The organism is Phormidesmis sp. 146-33, assembly GCF_052939515.1.
The window spans coordinates 1-23,612 of the sequence record NZ_JBJPHU010000106.1 but is presented as its reverse complement, the minus strand read 5'-3'; the positions used below and the strand labels follow the sequence as shown (position 1 = coordinate 23,612).

Sequence of the window (23,612 nt, the reverse complement as noted above, 5' to 3'; positions counted from 1 at the left end):
ATGACAGGGATGACAACAAATATTAAAAAGCGCTCAAATGACCTTTAGAGGGCTGAGGTTTGATCCCCCTTAAATCTCCTACAAGTAAGGGACTTTGGCGTTGCTGAATCAGGGGATGAATTGCCCCAAAGCGGCGGGAAACCCAAGGTTCAAAGTCCCCCAATTTTGGGGGATTTAGGGGGCGAAAAGATGGACACTTCCCACAGATTCATCCCTCCAATCAGCAATGCCAACCAATTAAATCAACCAAGTCGTTATCGCTGCTTTGTTGCTTCATATAAATAGAACTTGCCAAACAAGCCTACTGTCTCAAACTGATAAGCGGGCAGCGGCAGTATCGACAGTTGGGGGACAAGCGATCGCACCGATAGATTCGTCTCGTAGTAGCTAAATATTCCAAAGTCTCGCCGCTCTGTGTTTTGGGTGATGATTTTTTTGAGTTCAGCCCGATTGTCATCCACAAACTTGGGACACTGCTTATCTAATCCCAACGGCAGTTCTTTGCAGGCATCCTCTCGAATTCGCTCCAAAGCAAACTCTTCAAACGCTTCTTGTTTGGGATTGGTCATCGCCAACGCCACCCCTGCCCCCAAGACGGCTACTCCCAAAACTCCTGCTATCAGCCTGGACATTTTCATCCGTCGCTACCTTACTACTGACGATCGTTCAACGAGTCGGCACTTCCCCAGCAATTCTCAAAGGCTCCTCAACCGCATCTTAGGCGCGATCGCTCCCCACGTACCAATTTGTAAAAAGTAAAAAAAATCTGGATCATTCATTCCTGAGAATGCTATATTAGTTATCGCAATGGCGAGCGTAGCCAAGTGGTTAAGGCAGTGGATTGTGATTCCACCATTCGTGGGTTCGAGCCCCATCGTTCGCCCTTCTAAAGTTAATGACTGAGTTAATGCGTGAAGTTGTCATTTTTGGGGACGATGCAAACCTGCATTTTTGTTCCCTCAAGGTTGAACGCTGCCATCGGGCATGATTGTTCCCTTAAGAATGGCTCTGTTGAGATTGACTGCTTTCAAATTTACCTCCAACAGATTTGCAGAGGTCAGGTTAGCTCGACTCAAGTTGGCTCCTCGCATGTAAGCGCCCGTGAGATTTGCGCCTGTGAGATTTGCGCCTGTGAGATTGGTGCCTCTCAAGTTTGCGCCTGTGAGATTGGCGTTTGTCAGGTCTACCTTACTCAGATTGGCCCAGCCAAAATCGCCCCTCGTCAGATTGGCTTCTCTCAAATTTGCGCCAAACAGATGCCCACCTCTGAGATGAATTTGCATCAAGTTGGCTTTTTGCAGGTCAGCCTGGTAGAAATGCGCCTCGATCGCCTCTGCCTCAAACAACGTAGCGCTGCTCAGATTAGCCTGTGAAAAATTGGCTTTGAGCAAAATTGCCTGACTCAAGTGAGCGTGTCGCAAGTCTGCCTGACTCAAATCCGCTTCTCGAAACCTGGCGCTTCTTAACTCCGTTCCAATCAGATTTGCGGCGACCAGATCGGCTCGATCGAAGTTAGCTCCCCTCAGATCCGACCCGATCAGATTTGCGTGGCTTAAATCGGCTCCTCTCAAATCGGCTGCGATCAGACAAGCATCGACCAGTTCCGCTTGTTGCAAAATCGCATCAATGAGTTGAGCTTTGTAGAGATTGGCTTGATTGAGAATTGCTCCCGTTAGCTGGGCAGAAATTAGTTTTGCCTCAGACAGGTCAGCTTTTCTCAAGTTGGTGTGACTGAGCGCTGCGCCGCGTAAATTTGCGCCCGTCAGATCGGCTGCACTCAGGTCAGGTTCTGTAGATGGATGGTGCGATCGCCACTCAACCCAATTCACGGCACCCTGCTGCAACCGCCTCAGATGCTGAATGTTTGCCATTGCCTATTCCTTTCGCAAATCGAGGGGGTAGTCGCGTCCGGGGAGGTTCTCGATCGCCGCCAAAACGCCTTGCTGGGCTGCCAAAATGTCTCGCTCTGCACCGCCCAGATAGAGCCGCCCAAAGCTACCCACAGCCGAGATTTGCAGAATGTTGATCAGGGCTGCTTTTTCGGCTTCGTTGGCGGCGAGGGCGGCGTAGGCGGCGGGTTCGACTTCAAAGACATAAAGGGTCTGTCCCGCGAGAATCATATTGCCACGACGAGTGCGATTGATCAATTGAGTATGGTGAGCGTCAATGTTGCGAATCACTTGACTAGAAATGATTCGAGGTTTGAGACAATCGCGCTGCTGAACGCCCAAAACATCTAAGATGGCCCGTCCTGCTGCCTTGACTTCTCCCTGATTGCTGGCATGAATTTCTAACAGTCCGTACAGCCGCTCGACTACTTGCACACCAGGACGAACCACTGCGGACTTCATCGCCACATCCATAATGCGATTGATTTCGATGCCTGGAGAAATCTCAATCCAGAGAGAAGCGTCTCCTGGCAAGGGCAAAAACCCCAGTGATTCGGTGCCCAGATAGGCGGCGTGTTGAGGCTGTAAGCTGTCGAGATAGACGTAGCTGCGAAGGTCGATACCCAAAGGAAACCCAGGAGTGAAAGGCTAGATCAGTATACGGTTTCTTTCTAACCTGTCGCTACTGTATTGCTTGACGACCCTACTTGAGCGCGATCGTCTCTTTAGCAGCAAACGTGGATTGCACCGACGGATGTGCAGGCTTACGCTTGGGAAACCAGATTCTGAAAAAGTATTGCCAATTTTTGAGGCGAATCAAGTAGTGAGCCAAAACGCCCAAGCAGCGAAGGCGCTGAGTGTAGGTCAATTCAGCTTGCAGCACCGCCATCAGACAGCAGACCGACTGCCGCTCTTGTAACCGAGTTTTTTTCTGAATTCCATTTAGCCATTGTTCGCGTTCTTTTGCCGACTGCATGGCGGTAGACTGCTTGAGATGAAAACGTCTGAAGATCAGCGCTGTCGGAATTTCTGCAAAGCGACCCTGTAATGTGAGGGCAGCGAGAATGGCACGATCGGAGCCATAGTGACTCCCCATCGGCGCGACTTTTCTCAACGCACTTGTCCGCATCAGCCCAAACACTTCATAACACCAGAAGGTTTGCAACAGGATGCCGCGAAATCGCCGTGAAGGTTGATCTGCATCTAAGGCGCGATCGCTGGGGTCACATTTTGCTTCGATGACATTGCCTTGCCAGTTGATACAGCCCACTTGAGAGGCACAAAGAACGGTAGAAGCGTCGCGATCGAGGAGTTCGACACACTTTTCTAGAGCGGTTGGAGCCAACAAATCGTCATGGGTTGCCCATTTAAAGTATTGCCCTTGAGCAAGTTGAAAAACGCGATTAAAGTTCCAGGCGGCTCCTAAGTTTTGGGTGTTGCGGTAATAGTGGATGCGATCGTCTTGAGCGGCGTAAGTGCGGCAGATTTCTTCGGTGCGATCGGTCGAGGCGTTGTCTGAAATAATTAGCTCAAAGTTTGTAAAGGTCTGTGCCAAAATTGCGTCTAAAGCGGCGGTGAGAAAGGCTTCTCCGTTATAGACTGGCATTCCAATCGAGACAGCGGGAGGATGACTATTCATTTTTCTTAAGGTTGGGTCAAAAAATTGTGATGTGAAGCGATGTGGTGCCTTAACCTTCCAGGTATTAGAAGTGAGAGCTACCTGGAGGTTAAAGGTATTGGTGATGCATACACTCAAATGAGTGCAATTTACGAGAATTCAAAGCGTTTGGTTGAAGCGGTATTAAGCTGTTGAAAACCTGATAAAAAAATACTAGAGGTAATCACCCAAACTTTGATTAAAGCTATCTTTAAGTCTTGATAAATCTTCCGTGTATTTCCCTAGAGAAGCTTCCTGCACGAAAGAGCTTTGTGAGTTTTGTCGAGAATGTCTTGACCCGCATCCGCAACCCCCTCGATCGCTTCTCAGAGATTTTGCGGAATACTCAAGGTGTCGCCCCACGTCTCTGCTGTAATGGACGGTTTAACCCGCAAGATTCACAAATCCGTCGATCTCCGTGCGCCTTATCGATTTGCCTCCCGAAAACTGAGTTGGGATTGGCAGAAAATTTTTGTACTGCTGATTAGCGATGTGGCGGGGTTGGCGATCGCTTGGCGGTTGGCGGCGTTTCTCAATAAGTTTTATTCTCCGTTGCCGCCGCAGCTTAATTGGGGGGTTTGGGTGGGGTTGCCGGGGCTGTTTTGGCTGTTTGCATTGGTGACGCTGGGCGTGTTTGCGAGAGGTGGGCTGTATAGTTCTCCGACTCAGTGGAAGAATTATGGGCGATCGGGGCAGTTGGTTAGCGTGGTTTATCTACTGTCTCTGGTGGTGCAGTATTTCTATGACCCAAAACTTGATCCGCCGCGATCGCTGGTAATCACTGCCTGGTTGAGTAGCATTGGGCTGATTGTCGGATTTCGGCTGATGGCGACGCTGTTGATCTGGCAGTTTGAGCAAACGCGCAGTCAGGTTTCGGTGTTTTTGATTGCCCCGGCGCATCGGTTGTCTAAGCTGGCAAAGATTCTCCAGCGTCAACCTCATTACAAAATTGTGGGAGCGGCCTTGTCTTCGACGGCGAGCAGTGCGGCAACTTTGCGATCGATTCTCAACTCCAACGCCCAAGAAGTTCTCGCTGAAAATTTGCCCCAAACAGAATTGGCATCGGCACTCTACTGGCAACTTCGGCGGGCGGGCATTGCGCTGAGGTTGATTCCCTCTAGTGTCGAAACCCTTCATCGGCGAGGCGTTCCAGAGATTTTTGCGGGGGTGCCCACGGTGCGCGTCGAACCGCCCTTCTTGAGTGGCTGGGACTACCGAATCAAGCGCTGTCTCGATTTTGCGGGAGCCTTTTTTGGCATTATTCTGCTGGCTCCGCTATTTGTGGGAGTGGCGATCGCGCTCAAACTTTCGTCTCCTGGCCCGGTTTTCTTTCGTCAAGAACGCATGGGACTGCACGGCAAAGTCTTTCAGGTCTGGAAATTTCGCACGATGTCGATCGAGGCTCCCCAGCTTCAAACTTCTCTAGAGCAACACAATCAAACCGACGGCGTAATGTTCAAAATCAAAGACGATCCGAGAATTACGGCGATCGGACACTTTCTCAGGCGCACCAGTCTGGATGAATTGCCGCAGTTGTTCAATGTTCTCTTAGGACAAATGAGTCTGGTTGGGCCGCGTCCGCTACCGTTACGCGATGTGGCTCGATTTGATGACTGGCACCACATTCGCCATCAAGTCTTACCGGGCATTACGGGACTGTGGCAAATTTCAGGACGATCGACGATCGAAAACTTCAATGACGCTGCTCGACTGGATCTTTACTACATCGATAACTGGTCACTCAATCTCGACTTAGACATTCTGTTAGAAACGATTCGCATTGTCGTCTTTGGCAAAGGAGCTTATTGAAGGGAGGAGAGAGGAGGGAGGAGGCAGGAGAGAGGAGGTAGGAGGGAGGAGGCAGGAAAGAAGTTTCTGGAGGGGGCGATCGAAGGTTAATCAACAGTGAGCGACTTTCTCACAATTACTAACAATTGCTCATCTTTCAACACTTCGGACAGAATTAAGCAGCGATAACGCCGTAGGAGCGCAGACTTTCGTAGTTGGGATGGGATTTGATCACCGTCGGGGACAGCGCTAACTTTGAAATAAATCGCTCAAGTAGATGGTCGTTGAGTGCCCGTCGCTTAATGCTTGCCATTGAGAAGACTAAGGGCTGCACACCCGCGCTGGCTTGAGCCGCCTCCAACTTAGCGAGATTGAGGGCAGTAAAACTGGCATTAAAGGCATTAAAGTGGAAGTCCAGTTTTCTGACATTGCGCGCCTGGCAATCACACAGACCCGTGAATTGTTTGGCATCGCGAAAGAGGAATTCGATCTGAAAGCGTAGCTTGTAGAACTGATAGATTTGGTCAACAGCTTGCTGCACATCGGTTGAGAACAGCACGACGTAGCCCGGCTTGCTGGGCTTGCGGATGTCTTGTAGGTAAGCGAGTCGAATTTGTCGCTTGAGCGAGACATGCCAGACGACTTGCGTAAATACCCCTCTTTCATCACTCTAGGCAGATGAAAAGTAGTGGTTATCCAAGTTGCTACGCTGAGATTGCCAACCCCTAAACTGATTTAGAATCGCAATGAGATGAGCGAAACCCTGCTCTAAGAATGGAATCTCAAACACGAATAACCAAGATTTAAGCAAGTAGAAGCAGATGAACGGCTCAATGATCAGCCGCAAGTTGTGCAATCGACTAGTCCAACTCTTCGATGATTGCCAACACGGATGCTCCTGAAACTTCTCTAACAACGGGTCGGGATTTGAACACTCATTCCCGTCCAATCCATCAAACTGTAAGCTCACCATCAGGTAGGCACTACTCACAATCTCCCACCATCGTTCAATCTGCTCGTAGTGCGTCACCCGATAATCTGCCCATCCTAGCTTGTCTTTACATTGCTTGAAGCCATGCTCCACCCAGGTTCTCAAGCCATATAGATTGCCAATCTGGTCAAAGTGATCTCGCTGCTCATCTAGGTGACTCATCACTGACCAGGTACTATTGTCCGGTAAAGTCTCTGGGTCATTGGTTAACAACCAGTAGCGCCATGTCAACCGATGACCAAAGAGGGTTTCTTGAATGTAGCGTTGCTCAGTTGTGCCATCCGCAAACACCCGCTCAAAGCACTGCCAATCGCTGTCAATCATCTCAGCCTCTTCAGGCATCCATACCCCATGATTGCTGCAACAGACCAAGGTGACTCACTCAAGCAATGATGAAGGACTTGATCATTCGATAGTCCAACCGCACGAGCGATTGCTGGTAATGATTTGCGTGGAAGGTCACTCATCATGCCCAGATGCAAGTATTTGAATGCTTCAAAACTTCGCACATCGACAAACAGATCGCGGTAGACCGCGCAGTAGTGATCGATAAAGGTAACGGTTTCGACGGCTTCGCGTGGCTCAACCATATCGATGACAAGCATCTCAGGAACTTGCTCTCATTTTAGCGCAGCTAGAGTGATGAAAGAGGGGTATTGCTAGTTCACCTAATTATTACTCTTGATCAGCACTAATGTACGGAAACATTAAAGTTGGAAACTGAACGAGGCTGAAACCCTGATTCTTCCGTCGTCGCTTTACAGTACTTAACAGGCTAAAGTTGGAAACTGAATATGAGGTTATTTCTACAAGCGCAGGAATAGAAACAATAAAGTTGGAAACTGTCACACTGTAAGAAATACTCATCAATACGAATTATCAGAAGTGCTTCTTAAAAATTTACAGAAGAAGAATTGACTAATTAATCATTTCAAGAATCGAAGAATTGGCAGTGGAAGGATTCATCGCTAAGTCTTAAATTGAGACTAGCACGGTGGATTTAACTAAAGGCAACTAACTAGCAGCTTATAAACAGTTCTTATAGATTCCTGAGATGTAGTTCTTCCATGGTGCTAAGCCTACTCTTGCAGAACTTTCTGCAAGAGTAGGCTTAGCACACTTCTCTCCCTAATGCACAACAGTTTAGCTCTGCCTTTTTCGATGAGTTGGGTGAAGACTAATCAAGCCAATAACAATCCCAATGACCTCTCGACCTGGAAACCCTCATAGAATTTATAGTCGGAGTGTCTAAACTCGGGAGCAATTCAGGTGTTCCAGCCAGAATCAACGCTATTTTCATTCCTGCCGTAACTCTAAGGAGGCAATCTATAACTCTTTCATCGAGAGAGTTAGGGGTTGCAATGATGAGAATCTCAGTTGAGCATGCCTTGAAAATTTTTTGCACCTGTATCATCAACTGTTCTGATAATCTCTTTCCCATCGCAGATGGATCAGAAGGGGAAAGGATTAGCGATAGCATCCCTTTAGGAGTCGCCTTATCAGGTAGATTTAAAGAGAAGCAGGGCAAATTGAACGAGTTACTTTGATGAGATGGCAATGAATTCTGCCCGAAGCAGTAGCTTTGACAAACAGAACATATTCTTGAGTAGGAATATGAAAGTAGTACCCCATAATTAGCTCTGCGGCGCTTTTTCTCTAACCACTTGTTTAAGTTCTCTTCCAAAATTACCTCCTTATTTTTTAACCTGAGCCAATTTAAAGGGAACTGATTCCCTCCTTCTATTTACGTTTCTGTTATGAGGAGGAATGGAAGCCAGAAAATGGCATGGATAGCAAAGTTATGGATACCCTTACACTTGTGCTTCTCTATGCACTGGAATTTGTAGCTTTCGGGCAATTCCACTTTTTGAAAGGGTACAGAGCTTTAGAGCAGGAGTATCATAAAATAATGAATACTCCTGCTCTATGCCAAACATGATCCGTAAATTCTACTCAGCATCATGATTTTGGTAATCATGCACCTCATGCCAGCAAAGCCCTTGAAAAGCGTCTGATTGTGATGCAAGATGACATTCTACAACACGCTCTCCATCGCCCAGCTTCAGGTAAATTTGGTCTACCTTCTGAGGATTATAGGCAATTGTAACTCTGCGGGGCCTTTCAAGTTTAGCCGCAATAATTTGCTGTTCCCGTGTCATAGGTTCACAAATATAGACCAAACCATTGAAGAGAACTCCCTGATCAGTAATTGCAGCCTCGGCTACAGGTAGTAAATTCAATTCAACACTGTTGCCATTTGTTATACGTGATTGAGCAACAGGTCTACTAGCCCAATTCCATTTCTCAATCGGACTTTCTCCTGTAGTTTCTCCTTCAATCGGATGTGTAACAGGAAGATTAGTCTGATGAAATTGATTGTTGTAATACAACACCATACGCAACACCATCTTACGAAACTCGTTGAAGCTAAGTTTTGCATCTAGACGGGAATCACTGTGGTTATATTCTTGATGTAGAGGTGATAGTATTCCTGCTGCTTTGACCTGCGTATTGGCGATTGGAAAGTAGCGTTCTATGACATCTCTCCAAGGAGACCTATGAGGAGGTACTCCAAACACTCCTACACCAAAAGTTTGGGATAAATAACTCATTTGAGAAGGTGACAAGATAGCCGCGTCTGAAGATACTGAGATGAAATCAGGTATGTGATAACAAGGCCACTCTGATTCAGTGATCTCGATGCCAAATTCCTGGCAAAACGGCATCTTATTAGAAATAGCGCTCTGTAATGCCAATATCACACCTGCAAAATTTGGTTTGCCAAAACAGACACTGAATCCTGCAACTAACTTATTTGAACAATCTAGCACTGTGTAAACAGTCGGATATCCCAAAATTCGGCATCGATCGAGGGAACTGACAAGCCTTGTAGAAATAGTATCTACATCAACCCTAAATGAAGAACCAAGACTTAACAGATTTTGCTCACTTTGCTCATTGTTGTTTGATTGCATACTTTAAACTCCTTAGTAATTCTTTTGGGTAGAACTTGTGTCATTGGTGAACGCAGTATTTCTTCTAAGATCTAGGTGCAAAAGATTTTCTGATCTTCAAGACCAACACTGCTTGACTTCGTATTCTTGGCTCTTGAATTGCCTTGGAAACAATCTCGTTGTGCAACACTTAACCCTCCAATTGGAGAAGTAGGTAATAGCGTTACTATTCCCTTTGCTCAGGGTGCTTTCAAGATTGGTTAGAATTGGATTCTCCGAGGCTTTGCGATAGATCATTTTGATTGCAATCCAGATGCGGGTTCGAGAGCAAATTTGCCTCTGTACTCTGCCTACTGTGTAAGAGATTTCGTTGATTTCGAGTTAGTTCAGATTGAATGGTTGTCAGCTTGGAAGCAAATTCTTTATTGTACAAATAGTAAAATTGTCTAAAGGTCGGCAAGTCCTCTAAAGCTGGAAGAATTGTTCTGGATATTCCATCCCGCGTTTCGTCTTCAACACCAAAAAACCTTGATAGAGTTTTGTGAAAAGCACTTCTTAGAGAGTTTCCTGGAGAGAATATATAGAACATTTTGATACCTTTACGGAAATACTCTCGCTCCTGAGCAGTGATTCTGCGTCCAACGTTTCTGTTTTTCATTTGAAATTTTCTCCTAATTAGTTTAGTTGTTTTGGCTCAGATAGATTGAGAACTAAGACGATCGCTTCTTTAACTTTTGGCATTTCTGCAATGTACGGTTTGATGCCTGTTTCCCGGATGATTTGCCATGCCTTAGGGCAAATACCCTCTTGGTGATAGTGCTCTGCAACCCAATAAATTCGGCGTACAGCAAATTCTTCGGTTGTCTCAATTACTTCAATTAATGTTTCAGCTGTTAGTGGTAATTTGTTCAGTTGTTTTTGAATGAGAGCGAGATAACCGCTGTTGCTAGCGATCGCTGTCTTTGTAAGCCTTTCTGGTTTTTCAGGCTTATTTCTCAACTGTTCAGCTGCAGTTCTCACAGCGATCGAAATTTTAATATCTCTCTGTTGCCAATCAATTTGTGCCAAAACAGGAGGTCTGCTCTTCAGTGGCGGCAGATGGTCGTACAACCACTCTCGATCGTAAAAAGACAGCCAACTATAAACTCGCCGGTGTTGCTCTGCTAACTCTGACCTCCCAGCATCAGGATTATTTTGTACAATCTCCAACCATTCGTTGCGATACTCTATCAGCTTGCTTAGCTCAACCTTTTTAGCATCTGATACTGGTTCTACTGTCTTTTGAATCTGTCTGACAGTAGGACCTGGACGCGGATAAGTGAGGTTTAACCGAGCAGCATGGTACTTAACAGACTGGGAGTCTGCGCCGAGACGTTTTGCCATCTCTATTAGTGTCACTGTTGGATCATTCCAAAGCCCTTCCAGCGCTACTTCCCAGATTTTCCCTCTCTCTTTTATCTTCCCAACCTTGAATAAGTCGTCGGAGGAAGTGTCAGGACCCATGCGGGAGTATACAAAACCACATTCACAACTGAAAGTAGCTGTCAGCCTACCTCCATGTGTTTTGTCGCGTTTAAGTTCAAATGTCTGAATACAAAGTTGTCGGAAGTGCGGACATACAGGATTAAGGCAGGGCCAAGGGCCATCTCCAAAAGGTTTTAGTTCACTAGAAAGTTGAAAGAATTCCTCAACGGTATATCCAAGAAATTGAATGAAGAGCAGATGGTACAGCGGATGGCAGGAATGTTTAGGCGATCGCACTAACCTCAAAAACCATGCATTGTTATCCCCTTCCTTAATTTCGCATTGAAGTAACTTAAGTAATTCATGCGAATAATAGCCATTCAGTGCCTTAGTTAGTTTTTGGATATGGACTTGCCCAGTGTAAGTTGCCAAACCCCGCTCAATTAATAGCTTGATGTAGCGATCGCGGATTGATTCTAATCCTGGTACAAAGTTTGGATGAGTGAGCAACCAATCAACATCATGAGCAATCTTTAAAAGACTTTGATGTGAAGGATTTGAGCTGTCTATTAAGCGCACAGGCGTTGGTTGGATTGCTTTTTTGGCAGAAATAAGCTCATACCGAATCCGGCGCTCTCTGGCTTTAAAGCCACTATTTTCTAGGAATACTTTATGAACAGGACAAACCTCAACGCCGGAGACTTGGTGCAAACGATGCCAGTAGAAGCTTCCATATCGAGCTTTGTCATCCTTGATACAGATGGGGCAGAAACGTAACCAGCTGTGTGCACGAATAGAACTGCTTGTTCCACCACATCTCATCTGAGCTTTAAGACCATTATTTCCTGCCATATCCTGCTTTAACTGCTCTACTCGTTGTATAGGGAGAAAAGCACTATAAAACGGTAGTAGAGTGTGATTGTTAAGCAAAATATCAACGGTATAACAATGTCCAAAAGGGAGAACGGCAACAAAATGATTTAAGCGACATGGAAGGTCAACAATGCTTGCAGCACTAGTACTGCCGAAAAGTTCATTGATGAGAACCTTACTGTTCGACATACGAGTTCTATCAAACAGCCTAGTGCACAGGCTATGAAGCGTTTCATCCGGAAACGGATCAGCGAAGTTGCCAATATCTGAGTACGCTGGGTTGCTCATACTACGCCAGATAAATATCTTTCTAATTGCTAGCAATTATTGATGCACAAGCCTGTAAAGCGAGGTCAATAGCTTTCTGGATTTTCGGAGTTCTTGGATGTGTTTTAGGATTTTGAAGAGACACTCTGAGAAGCAACTGATTTTGACTCGGACAAATTCCCTCTTTACGAAATTGTTCGGCACTCCAATAAATCCGGCGAACTGCAAAATCTTCACTTGTTTCTGTCACATCAGACAGTACTTTCGCTGTCTCAGGAAGTTTTTCTAAATCTCTTTTGGCCAACCTGCGATCTAACCGAGAGCTAATTAGACCAGGTGTAACTTTGACAGGTCTACCAGGCAGGTTTTTAATGCGTTCTGATTCAGCCAAAACCTCAAGTTTTAGCTGTTCATCATAACTTTCCCAATCTTTTTTTCTTGTTGTCCCTACCCTTTTATGAGGAGAAGGTAAGTTGTCTTCGAACCATTCCCGATCGTTCCTGTATAACCAATCAAAAAGATTTACATCAAGATTTCTCAATTGCTTGCGCGTTAGGGTTGAATGGTTCTCCCTAAGCGCTAGCCACTGATTACGATAGATAGCCTGGGTCTCCTGAAAATTTTGATGCTTTTGCTTGAATCGCACCAAATATTTAGCATTGCCTTCCACAGTGTTAGTACCATGCGCCAAGCGAGGAAATGATAAATTGAGACGATGTGCTTGTTTAACTACAGTAGTTGGGCTAGCCTGCAAGTGAGCCGAAATCTTTTCGACGCTTAAGGATGGATTATCCCAAAGTTCAATTAATCTGTGATCCCAAGATTGGCTAAACCCCAACGTGCGTTCATATCGGTAAATAGCCTGCTCATCTAAATCAGGTCCTCTTCTGGAATAGCTGAACCCACATGAACATGTAAACTTACCTGTTGGTCTAGCTGTATCAGGATTACGCCAAATTCTGCATACCTTTATGGTCAATTGCTTATAATGATCGCTCGTTACATCAAGGCAGGGCCATGGTCCTTCTCCAAAAGGTTTCACAATTTCCTGAGGGCGAAGTGAAATTTTGAAGAAGTCATCCAACTTACAACTTAAAAACTGACAAATCAATAAGTGCCGGAGAGGATGATGCATCTTATTGCGTTTAAGATCAGTTAGGATCATTCCCAACCAAGGACTACGACCTTTTTCGGCGGGATGACACTGAAGTAGTTGCAGGACTTCAGATGGATAGAATTCTAGGAAGCATTTTTGAAAATCCGAAGTACTAACTACTCCATTTATTGAAGTAAACCTAGAGGCGGTAAGGAGAATAAGGTATTTCTCACTCAAATCACTTGGTTCAAAAGTGAGGCATGGTTGATTGAGTAGCCAGTCGGCTTCTTGAGCAATCTTTAGTAAAACTTGATGTGATAGGTTACTGAGGTCAAGTGCTCGAACAGGTCTGTTATCTACTGCTTCACGAGCTGAAATAAAGGTATTTTGCTGGGTTCGATTCCGTGCCGGCGCGTTGCTATTCTCTAGAAAAGCTTGATGCAGGGGGCAGACTTCTACACCAGGTAATTGGTGGAGGCGATGCCAATATATCTCACCATAGCGCTTCTTATCGTCTTCCAAACACAAGGGACAAAATCGCAACCAATTTGGTACTCGGATTCTGCTTGGAACAATTCCAGCTAAACTGTGTATTGTTAAGCCACCCGCTTCTTTCATTCCTGTTCGGATTTTCATAACCCTCTCCGGTGGCAAAAAAGGGCTGTAGAAAGGCAAGAGAGTATGCTTATCAATCAGTTGATCTGCAGTGTATTGATGACCAAGCGGTAGCTTTGAAACTAAGTGATCAAGATGAGATGGTAAGTCAACAACTGCTGAAGCACCTCGGTTTCCAAACAAATCTTGAGCACCGTAGTCCCCACTTGAATACCGCATCCGTCTTTTATACCTTCCGAGGGCACTGTACAGTAGCTCGTCGGGAAGTAACTCAGGAAAGTAGCTTAATTCAGCAAATTCGTTAGAATTTTTGCTCGTCATACGATCGCCTCTAAAACGAATTCCTCGGGAGACTTAATAAACCCTTTCTGTTGGAGCATCTGATAAGTAGTTATGCCTTTTTTAGTAGCTGAGGTTCCAATCTCCGGCAGGATTAATTTCAGAGAAGTTTCTTGTTCTTGCTGCTTTGAGCGCCTCTTGTTGGTTTTAACGGAGGCAGAAGCATCCTCCATTTCTTCTGCAGTCTCTGAAGAAGACGGAGGGAACTGTTGAGGTGGCTGAACTTCCAGTTTGTCTGTCACTGAATGATTTACGTCCGAATAACTATCGGAGGAACGATCGACTTGATTTGAAAGATCATTTGTCTGGCTTATTTGGTCAAGTTGCTTCTGAGCAAGCTTAATAGCCGGAGCGATATTGATTGGTTTAACGTCTTTGCAGCTTTTAAGCTTTTTCCAATCTTTTTCCTTCAATGCATCTAGAACTTCTTTGGCTGTGCGGAAATGATCGCGAGCTACTGACTTAATTAATCCTGGTGTGATCTCCTCCGTACCTGTCAAAATTGCTCTTACCTGTGCTAGTAGGTACATTTTGATAGCATAATCGGTGATTCCTTGACATTCGTGGTACAAAACATCTTTAAGGGCTTTAGTCGCTGAGCAGGATTTTCTGGTGTATTGATAGCGCCACATCGAGGTAACGAATAAGTTCCAAACACTATCGTTTTGCATTGGATCCCAAACTAAATCCCCTAAACCAGATCCACGACGGATTTGCCGAAATTCATCTCCAAGAATTTCCCACGCCTTATAGGTTCCGACTAGGACAACGGAAATATTTAGAGTGTTGATAAGCTGAACAAAAAAGTTCAACATTCTTTTAGCACCTCCGCTTTTAGCCTGGTCTAAGTTCTGGATTTCGTCGATGACTAAAAGACCAATGCAGTGAACTGCAGCAATATTTGCCATGTCTGGAATCATGTCGTCCACTGTTCGCTTGGATCGAACATACTTCTGGTAATACCGAGTTCCTAAAAGGCTATCAACTTTTTGGAAAAAGTTTTGGCACAAGCCTTTCAAAGACCCATCACTTGGGCACTCCAACTTCATCCAGGAAATTTGTTTGAGGGTTAAATTGCGATCGCCGTAGCGACTGTGAAGAATGACAGGTTTGTAGCGCTTAAGAATCCTCAGTAGACCTGTACTTTTGCCTACACCGCTAATTCCTAAAATGCTTAGACTGGTGGCTGTATGTTCCTCATCAGTGGGAATACACCAACTGGGGTCAATCAATTCGATATCCTGACCACAACAAGTAGAATCAATTGATTCAACATCCTGCTCAATCTTGTCCCAAAAATCAGTGTCTAAAGGATTTCGCTTCTCGTAACTGAGTCGAATTGCACTATCAATTTGCCAGGCAAGATGATAGTGGATGTCCGAAGGAGTAAAGAACCGGAGCGTCTGCAAAATCATCTGCAAACGTAGTTCCGGTGACCAAGTACGCTGTTCCTCATCATAAGATGGGCAGTCTAGGAGATACTTCATCAAATTGGGCTTTGATAGAGGTAACGGCAGGGCTTCGATTAGAGGGTTACCTTGATACTGGGGAATTTTAGGGTCTCGGTAAGCTGCAAACTCCTCATGCTTCCTCAAGCGGCGCTTCAGGGATTGGTTTGGAGTGTTTTTGTTCATAATTAAACTTTAGGATGAGTTGAATAAAAGAATGGTGCAACCGAAATTTGAGAAAAGCCTGCACAGATTTTTAGTATTAACCTCTTCGGGTTGAATCAACACCTGCGTTTCGTCAATTATTAGAAGTGCCCTGTCCACAACAGATGGAATTAATTGAATCAACATCCTGCTCAATCTTGTTCCAAAAGTCCGTGTCTAAAGGACTACGTTTTTCGTAGCTTAGATGGGTTGCACCATCAACTTGCCAAGCAAGATAACAGTGCGTATCTGAAAGGGTAAAAAGCCTTAGTGCCTGCAGAATCATTTGCAGACGAAATCCTACTGACCAAGTACGCTGATCCTCAGAATATTGTGGGCAACCTAGGAAATACCTCATCAAGGCAGGTTTTGACAGAGACAGTGGCAGAGCTTTGATTACAGGGTTACCTTGATACTGCGGAACTTTGGCGTCTTGATAAACTGCAAACTCCTCATGCTTTCTCAAGCGACGCTTTGGAGATTGTTTTGGGGTGTTGTTGCTCACTACTTGTATTTCGTCAATTATTAGAAGATTGACACAGTGATTTTTTAGTACCTTTACCAGTTTTTGAATCACGAGGTTGTGGACATCAGAGTTGTGACTAAAAACATTCATGGCTTTGTACACACAGCTGATACGGTTTGCGATGAGGCTTGGAAGACGATTTTGGTTTATCTCATTGGGCAGATTGCTGAATATTGAAGGTAAAAACGACACGCTTTTAGTCGGCAGTATTTACAGGACTCAGAACAATGCCAGCAATAGGCAGATGAGCGTTTGGATATTAAGTCAGTCATTTTCCCAAGCCTCCTTTAACATTTGATCAATCAGGTCAGTATCTTGTGGCGGCGGCACGTATTCGTCATTGTTAAGCGGAGTTTTAGGCAACACGCTGTCTGGTACAGATTGGTTTTCCTGGTTTGATGAACTGTTCCCAAACTGCCAAACCTTTGACGACGCACCTTCGCGATCGCGTTCTTCCCTGCGATCTTGCGGACTCCCTTCCAACCGTTCCCGCTTGCTCTTACCTTGTGCGGCTGCCTTGGTTTCCTTCTCAGCTTGCTCTCGAATACGGTCTACATTGGCATTTAGTACAGCCTGCCCTTGCTCCTGGGTAGACTTTGCATCGTCGCGTTCTGAGGCGGAATCTACAAAATACTCAGCCGCTTCATACGAATCACAACCTGTGAAAGTATCTTCGAGAAGACTACAAATCTCCAAACTTCTGCCATTATCTAGGCGAAGATAAATTTCATCTAGTTTACGGGGATTGTAAGCGACTGGAATTCGCCAACTGCCGTTCATTACCGCCTTGACACACCATTGCTCACGAGCTGCCAAATCACAGTTGTAGAGCAATCGTTCTCTAAAAGAAACGTCTTTGCGTGGGGAAAGTAAAGAAATTCCACGCCTGGTGACTGTGGCTTCGGCAGTAGGTAGTAAGTTCAACCGGATGATGTCAGCAGCTTCGCGTCGAGGACGACCGCACTCAACAACCCCCCAATCCCAAAGACTATTTGGGATTAGCTCAACATGGTCTTCGATCATTGCTCTGCTCACTGGGTATTCCTCAAGATAGTTGTAGTTGTTATAGAAGAGGATCATGTGAATGGTGATTTTGCGTAATTCATGCAGTGTGTATATTGCATCGAGTCGATAATCAGGGTCACCGCGATCACGAGGTTTGCGTACGGCTCCCGGTTCCCAGTGAATAACTAGGTCATTAATTGTTCTAAATTTACGCTCTACGATTGGTTTCCAGTCTGGTCTATAGGCTGGAGTATGGATCAAGGTGATGTTCAACGCATTTTTTAAGTGCTCAGTATGATTGCTTAAATATTCACTTCCTCGATCAGTAAGGAGAAATTTGCAAAGATGTTGGCACGGCCATTCGTCGGGGAGAATTGTGATTCCAAATTCTCCGCAAAACTGCACTTTATCTGCGGTTGCGTTTTCAAGTGCGAGGGCAGCACCAAACCAGCTGGGACCCTCTAAAGCAAGGCTGAAGCCAACAATCATTCTGCTGAAAACGTCAACCACTAAGTAGAGGACTGGCCGACCAATGATTCTGCTTCTATCTAAAGAACTAACAACGTAGATATCAAGAACCGTAGAATCAATCTGCCAAAATGCGCCTGGATACGGCGCTAGCTTCATTGTGTTGGACAGAAGTTCTCGATATGTTGTGTTATAACGCTTTTGTCCCTCACGAGCAATTAGTGCTTCCTTGAGTCTGTCTTCACGATCTTCGTAGTACCAGTAATTAAATTGTCTTTGTGAGGGACGCCGCTCCACAGGAAATAAAAGAGGTACTTCATTCCCATCCCGGTCTTGGTCCTTCACAGCGAAAAAACGCTCTAGCATACGCTGCCGAGCGTCCTTCAGAGTCATTCCATTTTTCTCATGAAATAGCTTTGCAGCACGGACAATAATTTTACGAATTCTCTTATCAACTCGAAGTCGGGCTGGCTTATCCTTGTGTTTACTCTCACCCTTAGAAGAGTCAGGAGGCTGAAATCCCTTACCCTTCTCACTTTTTGGTGGATCTTTAAGCCGTTCTTTTCCTTTGCCACCACAGCGATCCCAGCCAGCAAGAAGGGTATTTGGCTTTTGTCCTCCACACCACCATAATCTCAAGTTGAAATAGATTGTTTTCTTGGTAACTCCAGTATTGTCTACTATTACCCTGATTAAGGCACCTCGCTCGCGCTTATCAAACGCCTTTAAACCACTTTCGACAATGGGGGCAATAATCTGATATCTCTCGTCTCGGAGTTTACGATGCAATTCCGGGATAGTTTCTTCAGGGCGAAAAAGATGACTAAAAGGATCTGCTTCCAGGATTCGAGCAGATCCTTGAATAAGTTCGGCTTCGAGTTCAGAGTACCGTTGCCATAAAGGTAGAGCACTTGAATTGTAAAGTTGAATAGTGACGACATCATCATTCACAATTTGCAGTACGCGAATTGTGCTACTGACATTTTTCGTGCCATCCAAAAACTCAATTAAACAATTTTGATCAATGCTCATTGCACTTTCTAAATCAGCTTATTCAAGCTCAATAGAAGGGGATTTCAGAAAAATTAATTTCTCTCTAAACTGTGTATTCAACGGGATGTTCATATTGACCAACCACTGTCGCGTAGCAATTAAATGTTGGGCAACCGTAAGGCTAGTGCCACCCTCCAAACAGAAATGCCTATCACATCTTTCACTTATGGCTACAAGGGATTCCTCGCCCTTAAGAGCTTCTTTAGTGAGAAAACAGTAAACCTGGCGAATATCAGCTTCCGAGAGAGGATAAAGGGTTTTAGAGTCATGTAAGTCGTGGATTTGCATCATGTTGCTGACCAGAACACCTGGAATTTCCCGCTCAGTCACGATGCCCCAGTTCATTTCTCTTGCCTGCCAATATCGGCGATCGATTTCAAGCTTCTCTAAAGTTCTAGAGTTTTGTAATTCTTCGACAGTTTTGCATGTTCGGACCCACTCTTCGGTTTCCATCCCTTTTTTGACTGTAATTACAAAATCTGTTGTCATAACAAGTGGCTTACCATCATCAAATGAATGTTTAATGCCGCACAATCTCGCTATCTCCAACGTTTCCTCCAGAAATAACGGAAACTGCTCACGAATATCGGTAACGATCTCCATCCATTCCAATACATAGAAATATTTGAGTTCGTTTAGGCTTAAAAACTGGTGGTCTCTGCCGGTTTTCCAACCTTTTCCTTGAGAGGAAAAACCTTTAGAGGAAAAATCTCTTACCCAAATGGCAGGCGTGTAGTCAGCGCCTCTACCCTGCCCACACCCTTCTTCAACTCGCTTTTCTACAGATTTGCGGTTTCGTTTTCCAGCCATACGAAATTTGTGACTGTATGTGCGACCAACTTGAGAACCCGTTGAACTACTGGAACCTTGCCTTTCTGATTGGAACCAGAGATTTAAGGAAGACCATAGAGTTAAGCTCCCAGAATATACACAAGTATACACAACATCTAGCCAAATGCAAGAATCTGTTCGGGAAGCCTTTGTTGGTCATGGTTTAGAAGGTCAGCACTGTGAGTGTAGATGCCCTCTCTGAAGTATTTCTCCCCACGAGTCTGATTCCTCTTGGGGATTGAAACTGCTGATGCGAACGTGGGATCATAGAAGCATCCACTCTATTAACCCCAGAGCAACTAAATGCCTAAGGGACAAAAGCGCACTAAAGGCGTTCCTGAGCTTCACGATCAGGTGAAAGGTAGGGTCAACATGGCGCTGACCCCTCATGCTGTAGAAGGACTTGACGTTCTGGCAGCAGAACGAGGGCTTTCCCGCTCAGAGCTAGTTGAAAGAATCGGTCGCAGAGAGATTACTCTGAACGACCCCATAAGCTCTAGTTCTCGGGTATTTGATGAGTCAGTCTACTCATTCATTGAGCAGTCTCTACAATCACTGCCATCCTTAGATGAGGTGGAACCATCCAAAGTCTATGTTCTTCCGTTTACTGATCGCGCCTCACTACCGAGCAAGACGGGTGGTTTTGTCGTCAGCGACTGGGTTCATACGTACTATGGCTGTGCCATTAACCTGCATAAGCACTTTCAAAGTGAAACTGTCATTAAGCATATAGAAATGCAATTTGGAGGTTTGCAGGATAACCTCTTTATTCTTTGGCTAACCTGTGATCCTCGAGAATCAAAATCTATCTGGTTAGACGTAAAAGAAGCTTTTGAGAGTATTCGAGAAGAGATGCTACTTCAATTACTGCTTCGAGATCGTCCTAAAATCAAGAAAAGTAGTTCCATCAAACGTGTCCCTAGTTACCGAAAACCACTTGATGAGCCTACTTGAAGTAGACGAGTTTGTAGAGATTTAAACCTGTGGAGACCCCAATACAATACAGCTCAAAAACATGCCAGGACAAATTAGTGCGTGATCGCATCCCCGAAATCATTCAGGCAGCTGGGCGAGAGTGTGCTGTGGAAGTGATGGAGGAGGAAGAATTCCATCAGGCTCTGCGGGCAAAGTTGGTGGAAGAAGCACAAGAGGCAGCAGCGGCGGCTACTAAAGCGGACTTGGTAACGGAACTGGCTGATTTGTACGAAGTCATAGATACTCTTATGGAGGTTTCTGGAATCGACCGAGAAGCCGTTCTAAAGGAGCAAAAACGAAGACAGCTCGAGCGGGGTGGGTTCAGTCGTCGTATCCGGTTGCTCTGGAGTGGGGCAGACTAGAGACAGGATTACTAGGAGCTGTCTTTTTGAGTCTGAAGGATCTCGACTTACGAAACCAGTATCGGAGCGATCGCCACAACCTGCTGGAGGACTTTTATATCCCCTGTTTGAAGCGATCGCTCACCTACAATCGGGCAGTTGGGTTTTTCTCCAGCACTTCATTGGCAGCGGCGGCGAGAGGTGTTTCGGCACTGATTCGCGTGGGCGGTAGGATGCGGCTGATTGCCTCGCCCCATCTATCTTCAGAAGATGCGGATGCGATCGCCCAGGGACTCAGGCAGCGAGAAGAAGTTATCGAAGCTGCCCTAGTACGGGAATTGGGGCAACTTGAGCAACTGGAAAATGATAGGCTGGGCTATCTGGCGTGGCTTTTAAGCCGGGAACTGCTAGAAATTAAGCTGGCGGTACATCAGAACCCTTACCAGCAAGGTATCTACCATGAAAAGCTGGGAATTTTTAGAGATCTAGATGATCAGGTGGTTGTCTTTACGGGGTCAGCGAATGAGAGTGCCAGTGGGTTGATTGACAACTTTGAGTGTATTGACGTGTTCCGTTCCTGGAGATCGGGGGACGATGAGCGCATTGCCGAGAAGATTGACGACTTCCAGCGACTGTGGCAAAATCAAACTCCAACCCTGGACATTCTAGATTTTCCAGAGGCGGCACGTCGATCACTGCTACGTCTGTGCCCAGCGCAATTTCCGATGATGGAGGGGGCAGAGTTTAGAAGCCGCGAATCTCAGGGGGATTATTCTATTTCTGCTGCACAATCTGATGTTCCATCACTTTATCCGGTCACTCCATCCTGGTTGAATTTGCGTCCCTATCAGCAGCAGGCGATCGCCAATTGGTTTACCAATCAAGGGCGAGGCACCTTAAAGATGGCGACTGGGAGTGGCAAGACGATCACGGCACTGGCGATCGCTGCGGAACTCTACCAAAAAATTCAGCTTCAGGCGTTGCTTGTGGTTTGTCCCTATCGGCATCTGGTAAAGCAGTGGGCGAGGGAGTGTCAGAAATTTGGGTTAGCGCCTGTACTGGCGTTTGAGAATGTCCGGTCGTGGCAAAGCCTCCTTTCGACCCAGCTTTATAACGTGCGATCGGGACACCAGCCATTTCTAACTGTCATCACGACGAACGCCACGCTGATGGGGCAAGGCTTGCAGTCCCAGCTACCCTTCTTCCCCCAAAAGACGCTGATTGTGGGAGATGAGGCGCATAATCTGGGAGCACAGAAATTAGAAGCCAGCTTGCCGCGTCGTATTGGGCTGCGACTGGGGCTATCAGCAACGCCAGAACGGTATTTTGACGATCGCGGCACTCAATCGCTGTTCGACTACTTCGGTGCAGTGCTGGAGCCTGAGTTTACGTTGCGGGATGCGATTCAGCAGGGGGCGCTGGTTCACTACTTGTATTACCCGATTTTGGTGGAACTCACAGAGCCAGAAATCGAGATTTATGCAGACCTGACGAGCAAGATTGGGCGCTCGATCGCCATTGGCGGAGATGAAGACAACCACAGTCTGACTGCGCTGCTGATGCAACGGGCACGATTGATTGGAGCGGCAGCAAACAAGCTGGAGGCATTGAGAGACGTGATGAGATCGCGGCTGAATACCACCCATACCCTGTTTTACTGCGGTGATGGCTCAGTTGAGGATGACCTGAGCGATGAGAGTCAGCGGCAGTTAGAGGCTGTGGCTCAGATTCTAGGCAAAGAAATGGGCTATGGGGTGGCAACCTACACGGCTGAGACGACTTTGGATGAACGGGAAGAGTTGCGCCGTGAGTTTGAACTGGGGGAACTGCCAGGACTGGTGGCAATTCGCTGCTTGGATGAAGGCGTGGACATTCCAGCGATTCAAACGGCTGTGATTTTGGCAAGTAGCGGCAACCCTCGGCAGTTCGTACAGCGACGGGGACGAATTCTGCGACCTCACCCTAATAAGCAACGGGCAACGCTATTTGACATGATTGTGTTGCCTCCCGACTTGGGGCGGGAAACCTTAGAAACAGAGCGAAATTTGCTCCGTAAAGAATTGCAGCGATTTGTTGAGTTTACTAACCTGGCAGACAACGCTGGCGAAGCGAGAGTCAAGCTATTGGCGTTGCAAGAGCGCTATAGCTTACTAGACTTATAGGATCAGGCTTGAGTGATAGACATGACGAAAGAGTTGAACATGAATGACGTGCAGGAGCCGATCACCTCTGCACCCCTAGAAGTGCGGCGGATTATTGAGCGGGTATTAAAGGCGGAACGAGACAAACTTTATATGAAAAACCCCCGTCACATCAACGATGACATCCTGATGATCATCAAGGACGAAGTGTCATGAAACTGCTTTCGCTTCGGCTGTACAACTTTCGGCAGTTTTATGGGCAGACTCCAAAGATTGTGCTGGCGAGTAGCGATCGTGGCAAAATCACTGTGATTCATGGCAACAACGGAGCTGGAAAAACTGGGCTACTAAATGCTTTTACCTGGGTGCTGTATGAGAAGTTTACGGCTGCGTTTGCCTCCGAAGAGCAGTTGGTGAACAAACGAGCGATCGCAGAAGCTGAGGTCGGGGCGACGATAGAATGTTGGGCTGAGGTGGTCTTCGAGCATAGCGGGACCCAATATCAAGCAAAACGAGTGTGCCATGCCTATAAGCAAAAAGACGGGGTGGAGCAGGGTAAGAGTGAACTGCGACTGCTGGCACAAAATGAGATGGGGCGATGGCTGCCCACGAGCTATCAACCGGAAGATGTGAGGGTCTACCGGAAGCTATATGCTAATGTGTTGTAAAATACTTTTTGTCACTTAT

Annotated in this window: 19 protein-coding genes, 1 tRNA gene and 1 pseudogene; 7 read left to right on the top strand and 14 right to left on the bottom strand. The window is 46.0% G+C overall.

What is annotated here, in order from left to right:
• Positions 1–254: 254 nt before the first annotated feature.
• The gene (locus ACJ2PR_RS28280) at positions 255–638 is read right to left on the bottom strand and encodes a DUF4359 domain-containing protein (RefSeq protein ID WP_446879471.1); all 384 of its coding nucleotides are present in this window, start codon (positions 636–638) and stop codon (positions 255–257) included.
• Positions 639–810: 172 nt separating this feature from the next.
• On the opposite strand from ACJ2PR_RS28280, the gene ACJ2PR_RS28275 reads away from it, so the two are divergent.
• A tRNA-His gene (locus ACJ2PR_RS28275) sits at positions 811–883 on the top strand.
• Between the two features lie 76 nt (positions 884–959).
• On the opposite strand, the gene ACJ2PR_RS28270 is transcribed toward ACJ2PR_RS28275, so the two are convergent.
• The 3 genes from ACJ2PR_RS28270 to ACJ2PR_RS28260 all read right to left on the bottom strand — a co-directional run bounded on the left by ACJ2PR_RS28270 (position 960) and on the right by ACJ2PR_RS28260 (position 3,528).
• Complete coding sequence (locus tag ACJ2PR_RS28270; RefSeq protein WP_446869644.1) at positions 960–1,871, bottom strand: pentapeptide repeat-containing protein; 912 nt, start codon at positions 1,869–1,871, stop codon at positions 960–962.
• A 3-nt stretch (positions 1,872–1,874) separates the two neighbouring features.
• Positions 1,875–2,516 (bottom strand): hypothetical protein, encoded by a 642-nt coding sequence (locus tag ACJ2PR_RS28265; RefSeq protein WP_446869645.1) that lies wholly within the window; start codon positions 2,514–2,516, stop codon positions 1,875–1,877.
• A gap of 76 nt (positions 2,517–2,592) precedes the next feature.
• On the bottom strand, positions 2,593–3,528 hold the full coding sequence (locus ACJ2PR_RS28260) for a glycosyltransferase family 2 protein (protein WP_446860734.1): 936 nt from the start codon (positions 3,526–3,528) through the stop codon (positions 2,593–2,595).
• Between the two features lie 393 nt (positions 3,529–3,921).
• Here ACJ2PR_RS28260 and ACJ2PR_RS28255 point away from each other — a divergent pair, with 393 nt between their 5' ends.
• Positions 3,922–5,355: a sugar transferase gene (locus tag ACJ2PR_RS28255; protein ID WP_446879470.1), complete on the top strand. Its 1,434-nt coding sequence runs from the start codon at positions 3,922–3,924 to the stop codon at positions 5,353–5,355.
• A gap of 154 nt (positions 5,356–5,509) precedes the next feature.
• On the opposite strand, the gene ACJ2PR_RS28250 is transcribed toward ACJ2PR_RS28255, so the two are convergent.
• The 10 genes and pseudogenes from ACJ2PR_RS28250 to ACJ2PR_RS28205 all read right to left on the bottom strand — a co-directional run bounded on the left by ACJ2PR_RS28250 (position 5,510) and on the right by ACJ2PR_RS28205 (position 19,447).
• A complete protein-coding gene (locus ACJ2PR_RS28250) occupies positions 5,510–5,893 on the bottom strand; it encodes a hypothetical protein (protein WP_446879469.1) in 384 nt (127 codons plus the stop codon).
• Positions 5,894–6,004: 111 nt separating this feature from the next.
• Entirely contained in the window at positions 6,005–6,649 is a 645-nt protein-coding gene (locus ACJ2PR_RS28245) for a hypothetical protein (protein ID WP_446879468.1), read from the bottom strand.
• Positions 6,650–6,693: 44 nt separating this feature from the next.
• A pseudogene (locus ACJ2PR_RS28240) lies at positions 6,694–6,915 on the bottom strand (IS701 family transposase); the annotation flags it as partial.
• 1,359 nt (positions 6,916–8,274) lie between these two features.
• On the bottom strand, positions 8,275–9,300 hold the full coding sequence (locus ACJ2PR_RS28235; protein WP_446879467.1) for a Mu transposase C-terminal domain-containing protein: 1,026 nt from the start codon (positions 9,298–9,300) through the stop codon (positions 8,275–8,277).
• A gap of 654 nt (positions 9,301–9,954) precedes the next feature.
• A complete protein-coding gene (locus tag ACJ2PR_RS28230; RefSeq protein WP_446879466.1) occupies positions 9,955–11,904 on the bottom strand; it encodes a TnsD family transposase in 1,950 nt (649 codons plus the stop codon).
• Between the two features lie 22 nt (positions 11,905–11,926).
• Positions 11,927–13,915 (bottom strand): TnsD family Tn7-like transposition protein, encoded by a 1,989-nt coding sequence (locus tag ACJ2PR_RS28225; protein ID WP_446879465.1) that lies wholly within the window; start codon positions 13,913–13,915, stop codon positions 11,927–11,929.
• A complete protein-coding gene (locus ACJ2PR_RS28220; protein WP_446879464.1) occupies positions 13,912–15,567 on the bottom strand; it encodes an ATP-binding protein in 1,656 nt (551 codons plus the stop codon). The genes ACJ2PR_RS28225 and ACJ2PR_RS28220 overlap by 4 nt, the downstream gene beginning before the upstream one ends.
• Positions 15,568–15,679: 112 nt before the next feature.
• A complete protein-coding gene (locus tag ACJ2PR_RS28215) occupies positions 15,680–16,201 on the bottom strand; it encodes a hypothetical protein (RefSeq protein ID WP_446879463.1) in 522 nt (173 codons plus the stop codon).
• Between the two features lie 174 nt (positions 16,202–16,375).
• Positions 16,376–18,616 carry a Mu transposase C-terminal domain-containing protein gene (locus ACJ2PR_RS28210; RefSeq protein WP_446879462.1) on the bottom strand — a complete coding sequence of 747 codons (2,241 nt, stop codon included), beginning with the start codon at positions 18,614–18,616 and terminating at the stop codon, positions 16,376–16,378.
• Between the two features lie 18 nt (positions 18,617–18,634).
• On the bottom strand, positions 18,635–19,447 hold the full coding sequence (locus ACJ2PR_RS28205) for a TnsA endonuclease N-terminal domain-containing protein (RefSeq protein ID WP_446879461.1): 813 nt from the start codon (positions 19,445–19,447) through the stop codon (positions 18,635–18,637).
• Between the two features lie 324 nt (positions 19,448–19,771).
• On the opposite strand from ACJ2PR_RS28205, the gene ACJ2PR_RS28200 reads away from it, so the two are divergent.
• From ACJ2PR_RS28200 to ACJ2PR_RS28180, 5 genes are all read left to right on the top strand, one after another.
• Positions 19,772–20,422: a ribbon-helix-helix domain-containing protein gene (locus ACJ2PR_RS28200; RefSeq protein ID WP_446879460.1), complete on the top strand. Its 651-nt coding sequence runs from the start codon at positions 19,772–19,774 to the stop codon at positions 20,420–20,422.
• A gap of 77 nt (positions 20,423–20,499) precedes the next feature.
• Positions 20,500–20,805, top strand: a complete 306-nt coding sequence (locus tag ACJ2PR_RS28195; protein ID WP_446879459.1) for a pyrophosphohydrolase domain-containing protein — start codon at positions 20,500–20,502, stop codon at positions 20,803–20,805.
• Between the two features lie 26 nt (positions 20,806–20,831).
• Positions 20,832–22,946, top strand: coding sequence for a DNA phosphorothioation system restriction enzyme (locus tag ACJ2PR_RS28190; RefSeq protein WP_446879458.1), 2,115 nt, complete (start codon positions 20,832–20,834; stop codon positions 22,944–22,946).
• A 21-nt stretch (positions 22,947–22,967) separates the two neighbouring features.
• A complete protein-coding gene (locus ACJ2PR_RS28185) occupies positions 22,968–23,141 on the top strand; it encodes a hypothetical protein (RefSeq protein ID WP_446879457.1) in 174 nt (57 codons plus the stop codon).
• A complete protein-coding gene (locus ACJ2PR_RS28180) occupies positions 23,138–23,593 on the top strand; it encodes an AAA family ATPase (protein ID WP_446879456.1) in 456 nt (151 codons plus the stop codon). The genes ACJ2PR_RS28185 and ACJ2PR_RS28180 overlap by 4 nt, the downstream gene beginning before the upstream one ends.
• Positions 23,594–23,612 lie beyond the last annotated feature (19 nt).

Bases quoted from the DNA above. Each gene is read 5' to 3' on its own strand.
- ACJ2PR_RS28185 (WP_446879457.1), top strand. From the start codon at position 22,968: ATGACGAAAGAGTTGAACATGAATGACGTGCAGGAGCCGATCACCTCT.
- ACJ2PR_RS28210 (WP_446879462.1), bottom strand. From the start codon at position 18,616: ATGAGCATTGATCAAAATTGTTTAATTGAGTTTTTGGATGGCACGAAA.
- ACJ2PR_RS28220 (WP_446879464.1), bottom strand. From the start codon at position 15,567: ATGAACAAAAACACTCCAAACCAATCCCTGAAGCGCCGCTTGAGGAAG.
- ACJ2PR_RS28200 (WP_446879460.1), top strand. From the start codon at position 19,772: ATGCCTAAGGGACAAAAGCGCACTAAAGGCGTTCCTGAGCTTCACGAT.
- ACJ2PR_RS28230 (WP_446879466.1), bottom strand. From the start codon at position 11,904: ATGAGCAACCCAGCGTACTCAGATATTGGCAACTTCGCTGATCCGTTT.
- ACJ2PR_RS28280 (WP_446879471.1), bottom strand. From the start codon at position 638: ATGAAAATGTCCAGGCTGATAGCAGGAGTTTTGGGAGTAGCCGTCTTG.
- ACJ2PR_RS28225 (WP_446879465.1), bottom strand. From the start codon at position 13,915: ATGACGAGCAAAAATTCTAACGAATTTGCTGAATTAAGCTACTTTCCT.
- ACJ2PR_RS28245 (WP_446879468.1), bottom strand. From the start codon at position 6,649: ATGATTGACAGCGATTGGCAGTGCTTTGAGCGGGTGTTTGCGGATGGC.
- ACJ2PR_RS28180 (WP_446879456.1), top strand. From the start codon at position 23,138: ATGAAACTGCTTTCGCTTCGGCTGTACAACTTTCGGCAGTTTTATGGG.
- ACJ2PR_RS28235 (WP_446879467.1), bottom strand. From the start codon at position 9,300: ATGCAATCAAACAACAATGAGCAAAGTGAGCAAAATCTGTTAAGTCTT.
- ACJ2PR_RS28205 (WP_446879461.1), bottom strand. From the start codon at position 19,447: ATGGCTGGAAAACGAAACCGCAAATCTGTAGAAAAGCGAGTTGAAGAA.
- ACJ2PR_RS28255 (WP_446879470.1), top strand. From the start codon at position 3,922: ATGGACGGTTTAACCCGCAAGATTCACAAATCCGTCGATCTCCGTGCG.
- ACJ2PR_RS28270 (WP_446869644.1), bottom strand. From the start codon at position 1,871: ATGGCAAACATTCAGCATCTGAGGCGGTTGCAGCAGGGTGCCGTGAAT.
- ACJ2PR_RS28260 (WP_446860734.1), bottom strand. From the start codon at position 3,528: ATGAATAGTCATCCTCCCGCTGTCTCGATTGGAATGCCAGTCTATAAC.
- ACJ2PR_RS28215 (WP_446879463.1), bottom strand. From the start codon at position 16,201: ATGAATGTTTTTAGTCACAACTCTGATGTCCACAACCTCGTGATTCAA.